Genomic DNA, 8,080 nt, shown 5'->3' with positions numbered 1-8,080 from the left:
AGGGGGAGGCCTCGCGGCCTCCCCCTTTTTTGCGTTTACGGAGCGTAAATGACTCTATTACACCAGATGATCTTATCGTTTTTGGTATTGAGCCTTTATTTAAAGAAGATAAATCGAATAACAAGGGCAACTGCTATGGCCACAATAATCAAAAGCAGGATTGTCAGTCGATGCTGCTTGCGTCGTTTACTTGATGAAACAAAGATTGATTTTCCCTGTTTTGGCGTTTCGAGATAGCGAGCCGAATGCGTCAAGGTTTGCTTTGGTCGAGGACCTCTTTGTTGATGAGCGGCAGATGCTTTCATCGGCTCATCACTAACTGCGCTGTTTTTAGATAATGGTGCGTCTTTCAGATATACAGGGTCTCCCGAGGCGACGCCCATATGTTTACGTCCCGTTTGGGCATCCTCGAGTGTTTGATATCGATTTCTCGTCACATACTCGGGCTCCGGATCATTAATGGGCTCTTGCGAGATGTGGGGGCGATGGAACCGTGGCGGCTGCGTGGAAGTATCTTCCCCCTGCGTCGGCATAAATATTTTGTTCTGGTTTTGGTCGTCCATGATGCCCTTTAGCTCGTTACCAACAACGTGTACGCGCTCATTGTAAGCCCCTTGTTATTTGTAGCTGCGAACATACTCGTTATTTAAGCTCTGGTTCAAAGAACCTTAACCTTACTAAAACCTGAGTCATTCACACTTAGATATGCTTATATTACAGGACTCAAAAAACTTTATAGTCGATGTATATATAAGCACTGGGTGGGCATATATAAGAGCGTCAAAAGAAGTCCCAGTCACCTAGAAGATGGCTCGGCAGTCCTAAAAGGAGTGGTAAACATGGCAAGCATGGTTCCTTATCGTTCGGTTTTTGGCGTTCGTCCTTCTGCTAGCTCGCTGTTCGATCTGTTTGATGATATGACCGACCTTGCAAACAACTCGATTGCTTCCAAGGCGTTTCCCGTTGACGTTGAGGATAAGGGCGATGGCTATGAGGTCAAGGCCTATCTGACCGGTGTCGCCAAGGATGACATCGATGTCGAGCTCAATGAGGGCCGTCTGTCCATTAGCGTGAACGTTGTGGAGGACGAGGAGAACGAGGGCAAGAACTACCTGCAGAAGGAGTTTAGCTCGTACAGCGCGACGCGTGGCGTATATCTGAAGGACGCTTCGAGCGAGGGTCTCTCTGCTAAGTATGCTGACGGCATCCTCACCGTTACGGTACCTAAGATCGTCGAGAAGAAGAACGTTACGAAGATCTCCATTGACTAGCTTCGTTGGTGTTCTGCGCTATTAAAAGGCAGCAAAAGGGGCTGGGAAGCGATTCCCGGCCCCTTTTGCTGCCTAGGACAGTCTATTGAATGGTTACTGGCCGGTGCTGGCTGGCGGGGCGTATCGAGAGTATTCGCGATCCGTGGAGAAGGGTGGCGGAGCTGCCGACCTCGTCATCCAGAGTTGCGGCTAGAGCTTTGGCATAGCTTTTGACGGTTAGGCTTGGACGATTATTGTCCTGGCTGATGTGCATGGCGATGAGCTGCTCGGTTCGATCGGTGACGAGCCCACGCGCTGCGTCGGCGGCCTGGTCGTTAGAGAGATGGCCTTTTGCAGATAAAATTCGCTCTTGGAGGAAGCGGGGGTAATCCCCTTGGCGCAGCATGGCCACATCGTGGTTGCTCTCGAGTGCAAGAACTCGGCAGTCTTCGAGAGTGTCTATAGCTTGTTTGGTTAGCTCTCCGGTGTCGGTAGCAAAGCCAATGGAGTCATCGAGAGTGTCGAATCGATAACCGACAGGATTGATGACATCATGCGATGTTGGGTAGGTTCGCACGCGGATGCCGGCAATGGAAAGCGTGTCGCCGGGGTCAAATTCCTCTACGGGTAGATGTGCGAGGGTTTCTTTGCACGAAAGCGTGCCCCTGCTGGCAAAGAGGGGGCCGTGCCAGTGCTTGCACCAGACATCGAGGCCCTTGATGTGATCGCTATGCTCATGAGTAATGAGAAGAGCCGAGACGTTGTCTGTCGAGAGCCCCAGTTCTGCCATGCGCTTTAATGTCTCGCGGCGAGACAGTCCGTCATCGACCATAATGAGCCCCTGCGGGCCCTCAATGAGTGCGCAGTTGCCTTTAGAGCCACTGCCGAGGATATGAAGGTGCAGACGAGACATAAGATTCCAAAGGATACAATGGGTGCGGACGAATAGAGGAGGAAGCGAATGCCAACGGTATCACAGCATTACGGACACCATGCCGTGCCCGGGGCAGTCGATGAGACCCGAACGAAGCAGCAGGCTGCTCCTGTCGTGCTCATGGTATCAGGCGGCGCGGACTCGACGGCACTGCTTCTTATGGCGTGCACATCAAAGCTGGATATCCAAGACGGACGCGGTGTTGCCCCCATTGCTCGCGAGCGCCTGCATGTGCTGCATGTAAACCACCATCTGCGCGGCAAGGCGTCCGATGGCGACGAGGCCTTTGTGCGTGAGCTCTGCGCGAAATATGGTTTACCGCTGTGCGTGGAGCACGCTTATTTTGATGGGGAGTCGGGCAATGTTGAGGCCGCGGCCCGCGAGGTGCGCTATGCCGCGGCGCGGAGGTATGTACGCGAGCTCTGCGCCCAGACGGGGGCACCGCGAACGGCGGCTCGTATCTGCACCGCGCACACGTCTTCGGATCGCGCGGAAACGTTTATGATGAACGCGATTAAGGGTTCGGGGCCCGCTGGCCTATCGAGCATTCCTCGCCGGAGGAATATCGTGGTGCGTCCCTTGCTCGACCTAACTCATGGCGAGCTCGTGGGCTATCTACAGGTACATGGTCAGCCGTGGCGTGAAGACGAGAGCAATGAGGATATCTCGTATCTGCGAAACTACGTGCGCCATCGAGTGATGCCGGTGGTGGCGCAGCGCAACGCGAGCGTCTGCAAGACGATTGGCGCCGCCTGCGAGATCTTAGGCGATGAGGACGCGTTTTTGTCTCAGCTTTCGGCACAGGCGTTTCGAAGCTGCCTGCGTAAGGAGGCGGCGGGCGCGCTGGTGCTCGATGCCAGGCGCCTTGCTGCGGCCGAGGTGGTAATCGCGCGGCGCATCGTGCGGCTGGCGATTAAGCGCATCGACCCCGATGCTCGGCCGGAGATGCGGCATGTGGAGCGCGTGCTCGCCTGCGTTGCCGAGGGTGCGGGGTCGGTCACACTCCCGGCGGGAATTGATGCGCGCGTGGAGTTTGGCATGCTGGCACTCAAGGCCCCGGCGGCGCGCGAGGGCTTAGTTGCCGACTGGATCTCCGTTCCCGGGCGCCTGTCGTTGGGAGCGGGGCGTATGCTGGTGGCCGAGCCGATGGCCGTCGAGCCGGGATGCGATGTCGTGCATCGAGCCCGCGAGCTTGTGGCTGCTGGAGAGGTGGCCGCTATCGTGGATGCGGCGGCCTTGGGCTTTGCCGACCGCGATAGCGATCGGATGCTCGCCGGCTCGTTCGGAGAGATTCCCGCTGAGGCTCGATCGGCGCGCTTGTGGGTGGATAACCCTGTGCCGGGGGATGTGATGTGCCCGCTGGGAATGAGTGGTCGAAGCAAGAAAGTGTCCGACCTGCTCAACGAGGCGCGCATTCCCGTTTCCGAACGCTCTGGCGTGCCCGTGGTAAGAACGGCTCCGGGAGGAGCCGTGGTGTGGGTCGCGGGCGTTCGGGCCGACGAGCGTTTTAAATGCACGGCCGCAACGCGCGTGGCATATCTGCTCCGCGTAGTCGATGCGGAATAGTGACTTGTGCCTACTATTCTGTGCGACGTTGACGGTATTCCCGCGCTGATGGCGCACGGGCTGGTAAATATACCCCGTGCGCTGCTAGAATGTGTAGTTCGCGTCCATACGGCGGTGTGTGGGCGATAAGCACAAGAAAGGGTTGTCATGGCTTCTCAACATCCGGATATCGAGAAGGTTCTGTTTACGCAGGAGGATATCGACGGTATCGTCTCTCGCCTAGGCGAGCAGATTACTCGCGACTACGCGGGTAAGGATCTGGTGCTGATTGCGGTCCTGCGCGGCGCCGTGGTCTTTATGGGCGACCTGATGCGTAAGATCGAGCTGCCGACCAACATCGATTTCATGGCTGTTTCGAGCTACGGCGACGGTGTGAAGTCCTCGGGTATCGTGCGTATCATTAAGGACCTGGATATCGACATCCGCGGTCGCGACGTGCTGATCGTCGAGGACATTCTGGACTCGGGCCTGACGCTCAAGTATCTGATGAAGAACCTCGAGAGCCGCAAGCCCGCTTCTCTGGAGGTCGCCGCCTTCCTGTGGAAGGACGTTGAGGACCGCGTCTCGGCCATCACGCCCAAGTATGTTGGAACCCATTGCCCCGATGCCTTTGTGGTGGGCTACGGCCTCGACTATGCCGAGCGCTATCGCAACCTTCCGTATCTGGGCATTTTGAAACCGGAGGTTTATTCGTAAGATGCCCGACGACCGTAACGACAACAATTCCCAGACTCCCCGGGACCCAAAGATCCCGGGGATGCCCGGAGGCAAGAAGCCCACGCGTACGGGCTGGCTGTATTTTCTTTTGGCTTGCGCGCTTCTGGGCTATGCCTTCTTTAATATGGGCTCCGGCTTTGCCAGCTCCAGCAATACCGTTAAGCTCGCGACGAGCGAGATGGTCAGCGCCATCAAGCAGGATCGCGTCGAAGATCTGACCTATACGGTTCAAGACGGAAGCGTGACGGGTCATTACTGGAAGACAAAAAAGGACAAGGGCGATACGAGCGAGCTCAAGAGCTTCTCCTCGACCTATGTCGGCTCCGATTCGCTTGCCGAGCTCATGGCGGAGCACCCCGATACCAAGTACATCGTCAACACCAACGATCCCGATTTTTGGGGCGACTTGGCGATGAGTGTGCTTCCGACGATCGCCCTTATCGCCATCATGTTCTACTTTATGCGCCAGATGATGGGCGCCAACAACAGGAACATGCAGTTTGGCAAGACCAACGCCAAGACCAACGAGGCCACACGCCCCAAGGTCAAGTTTGAAGACGTTGCCGGCGTGGACGAGGCAGTCGAGGAGCTCGAGGAGATCCGCGACTTTTTGAGCGATCCGGACCGCTATCGCAAGCTGGGCGCCAAGATCCCGCGTGGCGTGTTGCTGGTGGGCCCTCCGGGTACCGGTAAAACGCTGCTGGCCAAGGCCGTTGCCGGCGAGGCGGGCGTGCCGTTCTTTAGCATCTCGGGTTCCGACTTTGTCGAGATGTTCGTGGGTGTCGGCGCCAGCCGTGTGCGTGACCTCTTTAAGGAGGCCAAGTCCCAGGCCCCGTCGATCATCTTCATCGATGAGATCGATGCCGTGGGACGTCAGCGCGGAGCTGGCTTGGGCGGCGGTCACGACGAGCGCGAGCAGACGCTCAACCAGCTGCTGGTCGAGATGGACGGCTTTGAGGAAAGCGAGTCGGTCATCCTGATCGCTGCGACCAACCGCCCCGACATTCTGGATCCGGCGCTGCTGCGTCCCGGCCGTTTTGACCGTCAGGTTACGGTCGACCGTCCGGATGTGAAGGGCCGCGAGCAGATCTTGCGCGTGCATGCCGAGAACAAGCCGATGGACGAGGACGTTAAGTTTGAGAAGCTCGCCCAGATGACCGTTGGCTTTACTGGTGCCGATTTGGCGAACCTGCTCAACGAGTCTGCGCTGCTGGCCGCTCGCCGTCATCGTTCCGTGATCTCGATGGACGAGGTCGAGGAATCGATGGAGCGCGTGATTGCCGGACCGCAGCGCAAGGGTCGCGTGATGACCGAGGCCGAGCGCACCACGATTGCCTACCACGAGAGCGGTCACGCCCTGGTGGGCCACATCCTGGAGCACTCCGATCCGGTCCACAAGATCTCGATCGTCAGCCGCGGTCAGGCTCTGGGCTACACGCTGCAGCTTCCGCAGGAGGACCACTTCCTCAAGACCAAGAACGAGATGCTCGACGAGCTCGCCGTGTTCTTGGGCGGTCGCGTTGCCGAGGAGCTCATGTGCGATGACATTACGTCGGGCGCGAGCAACGATCTGGAGCGCGCGACCAAGATGGCGCGCGAGATGGTCACGCGCCTGGGCATGAGCGAGGAACTGGGCACGCAAGTGTTTGGTGAGGCGCAGCATCAGGTATTCCTGGGCCGCGATTACGCTGATCACCAGGATTACTCCGAGGAGACGGCGCGCCGTATCGATATCGAGGTTCAGCGCATCATGCGCGAGGCCCATCGTCGTGCGGTCGAGATCCTGGACGCCCGTCGCGATCAGCTCGATCTGATGGCGAAGGTGCTGCTTGAGCGCGAGACCGTCGAAGGCGACGCCGTGAACGCCCTGCTCGACAACGAGTGGGATGCCTACCTTGAGCGCGAGGGCGATATCCTGGCGGCCAAGGAGGAGCGCAACGCCAAGGCTGCCGGTATGCCGACCAAGAAGCGTGCGCCTCGCATGAGCGAGGAAGAGCTGGCGGCAGACGCCGCGGCTTTTGCGCAGGCGGCCATGCAGGAGGATGCCGAAGCCGCATCCGATGATGCTGACGATGACCATGCCGTCGTCGATGTCGATGACGATGTCGACACCGACAAATAGTCTTTGTGGCGAAAGCCTCCGCGGGGAAACCTGCGGAGGCTTTTTCTTTTGAGCGATATGGGGCCGTCTGTTGATTGGGGACAGACTTAAATGAGCGTTTTCACGCATTTAAGTCTGTCCCCAATCAACATTGCTGCGGCACTTTGCTCAACTAAAGCGTACAATAGCGCCTATGCGAAAGGGGAACAGATGATCAACGAAACGATGTATGCTCGCGGTGCGGAAAGCTCCATCATCCGCGAGATCTTTAGCTATGGTCTTGAGCGCAAGGCACAGATCGGTGCGGAGAACGTATTCGATTTTTCGCTGGGCAACCCGAGTGTTCCGGCGCCGGCTGCCGTGGCGGAGTCCATTAAGAAGGCCTTGGGGCTGCCGAGTGACCAGTTGCACGGCTACACCCCCGCTCCGGGCCTGCCGCAATGTCGAGCAGCCGTCGCCGAATCGCTCAACCGCCGCTTTGGAACGAACTATGAGGGTAAGGACGTCTTTATGACGGTGGGTGCCGCGGCTTCGCTCACCTGTACGCTCAACGCCGTTACGAACCCGGGCGACGAGGTTATTGTTATCGCCCCGTACTTTCCGGAGTATCGCGTTTGGATTGAGAAGGCCGGCTGCACGTGTGTTGTGGCGCCTGCTGATGAAGACACGTTCCAGCTGAGCGTGGACAACGTGCTCAAGGCGATCACCGACAAGACGGCAGCCGTCATTATCGACTCGCCCAACAACCCGACCGGTGCCGTATATACGCGCAACACGCTGACGCGACTGGCCAATGTTCTGCGCGAGGCCAACGCTCAGCGCGATCCCGAGAATCCGATTATGCTCATCTCGGATGAGCCGTACCGCGAGATCGTGTACGGTGCCGAGGTGCCTTGGGTGCCCTCGATCTACGAGCACACCATCGTGTGCTACTCGTATTCCAAGTCGCTGTCGCTGCCGGGTGAGCGCGTGGGGTGGATCTTGGTTCCCAACACCAATCCGCAGGCTGCCCGTCTGATGCCGGCTGTTGCGGGTGCTGCCCGTACGCTGGGTTTTGTATGCGCACCGGCGCTCTTCCAGCGTGTGATCATCGATTGCATCGATGAGCCGAGTGACGTTGAGGCCTATGCACGCAACCGCACGGCGCTTACCGATGCATTGGCGGAGTACGGCTACCCGTATGTTGAGCCGGATGGCGCGTTCTACCTATGGGTGAAAGCACTGGAGCCCGATGCGAACGCCTTCTGCGAGCGTGCAAAGAAGTATGAGCTGCTTGCGGTTCCCTCGGACAGCTTTGGTATGCCGGGCTGGTTCCGCCTGGGCTATTGCGTGAGCTACGAAACGATTGTCAATTCGCTACCCGCTTGGAAACAGTTGGCGGACGAGTATCGTTAAAAGTAAAGCGCTCTGCCTATAATGTTTTACGTGAAACGGGGTTTGGTGTTAAGCCGGACCCCGTTGTCATGGACGTTGGTTGATTTCCGATCTCAGCCGAACACATTGAGCAAATAG

At 57.9% G+C, this 8,080-nt stretch carries 7 protein-coding genes; 5 read left to right on the top strand and 2 right to left on the bottom strand.

What is annotated here, in order from left to right; all coding sequences use genetic code 11:
* Positions 1-95 precede the first annotated feature (95 nt).
* Positions 96-563, bottom strand: coding sequence for a hypothetical protein (locus DW136_RS09920; RefSeq protein ID WP_147351659.1), 468 nt, complete (start codon positions 561-563; stop codon positions 96-98).
* Positions 564-839: 276 nt separating this feature from the next.
* Here DW136_RS09920 and DW136_RS09590 point away from each other — a divergent pair, with 276 nt between their 5' ends.
* Positions 840-1,271, top strand: a complete 432-nt coding sequence (locus DW136_RS09590) for an Hsp20/alpha crystallin family protein (protein ID WP_118289496.1) — start codon at positions 840-842, stop codon at positions 1,269-1,271.
* Positions 1,272-1,353: 82 nt separating this feature from the next.
* On the opposite strand, the gene DW136_RS09585 is transcribed toward DW136_RS09590, so the two are convergent.
* Complete coding sequence (locus tag DW136_RS09585) at positions 1,354-2,163, bottom strand: MBL fold metallo-hydrolase (RefSeq protein WP_118289495.1); 810 nt, start codon at positions 2,161-2,163, stop codon at positions 1,354-1,356.
* Positions 2,164-2,211: 48 nt separating this feature from the next.
* Between DW136_RS09585 and tilS the strand changes: the two genes are divergently transcribed.
* The 4 genes from tilS to DW136_RS09565 all read left to right on the top strand — a co-directional run bounded on the left by tilS (position 2,212) and on the right by DW136_RS09565 (position 7,963).
* Positions 2,212-3,750 carry a tRNA lysidine(34) synthetase TilS gene (gene tilS, locus DW136_RS09580; protein ID WP_199580232.1) on the top strand — a complete coding sequence of 513 codons (1,539 nt, stop codon included), beginning with the start codon at positions 2,212-2,214 and terminating at the stop codon, positions 3,748-3,750.
* Positions 3,751-3,897: 147 nt separating this feature from the next.
* Positions 3,898-4,446: a hypoxanthine phosphoribosyltransferase gene (gene hpt / locus DW136_RS09575; RefSeq protein WP_035138721.1), complete on the top strand. Its 549-nt coding sequence runs from the start codon at positions 3,898-3,900 to the stop codon at positions 4,444-4,446.
* Between the two features lie 61 nt (positions 4,447-4,507).
* Complete coding sequence (gene ftsH, locus DW136_RS09570) at positions 4,508-6,589, top strand: ATP-dependent zinc metalloprotease FtsH (RefSeq protein WP_233546562.1); 2,082 nt, start codon at positions 4,508-4,510, stop codon at positions 6,587-6,589.
* Between the two features lie 189 nt (positions 6,590-6,778).
* On the top strand, positions 6,779-7,963 hold the full coding sequence (locus tag DW136_RS09565) for a pyridoxal phosphate-dependent aminotransferase (RefSeq protein WP_118289493.1): 1,185 nt from the start codon (positions 6,779-6,781) through the stop codon (positions 7,961-7,963).
* Positions 7,964-8,080: the final 117 nt, after the last annotated feature.

It is taken from the genome of Collinsella sp. AM12-1, assembly GCF_003472325.1.
In the GTDB taxonomy this organism is placed as follows: Bacteria; Actinomycetota; Coriobacteriia; order Coriobacteriales; family Coriobacteriaceae; genus Collinsella.
The sequence above is the reverse complement of the archived record's forward strand: the minus strand, read 5'-3'. Positions and strand labels throughout refer to the sequence as shown.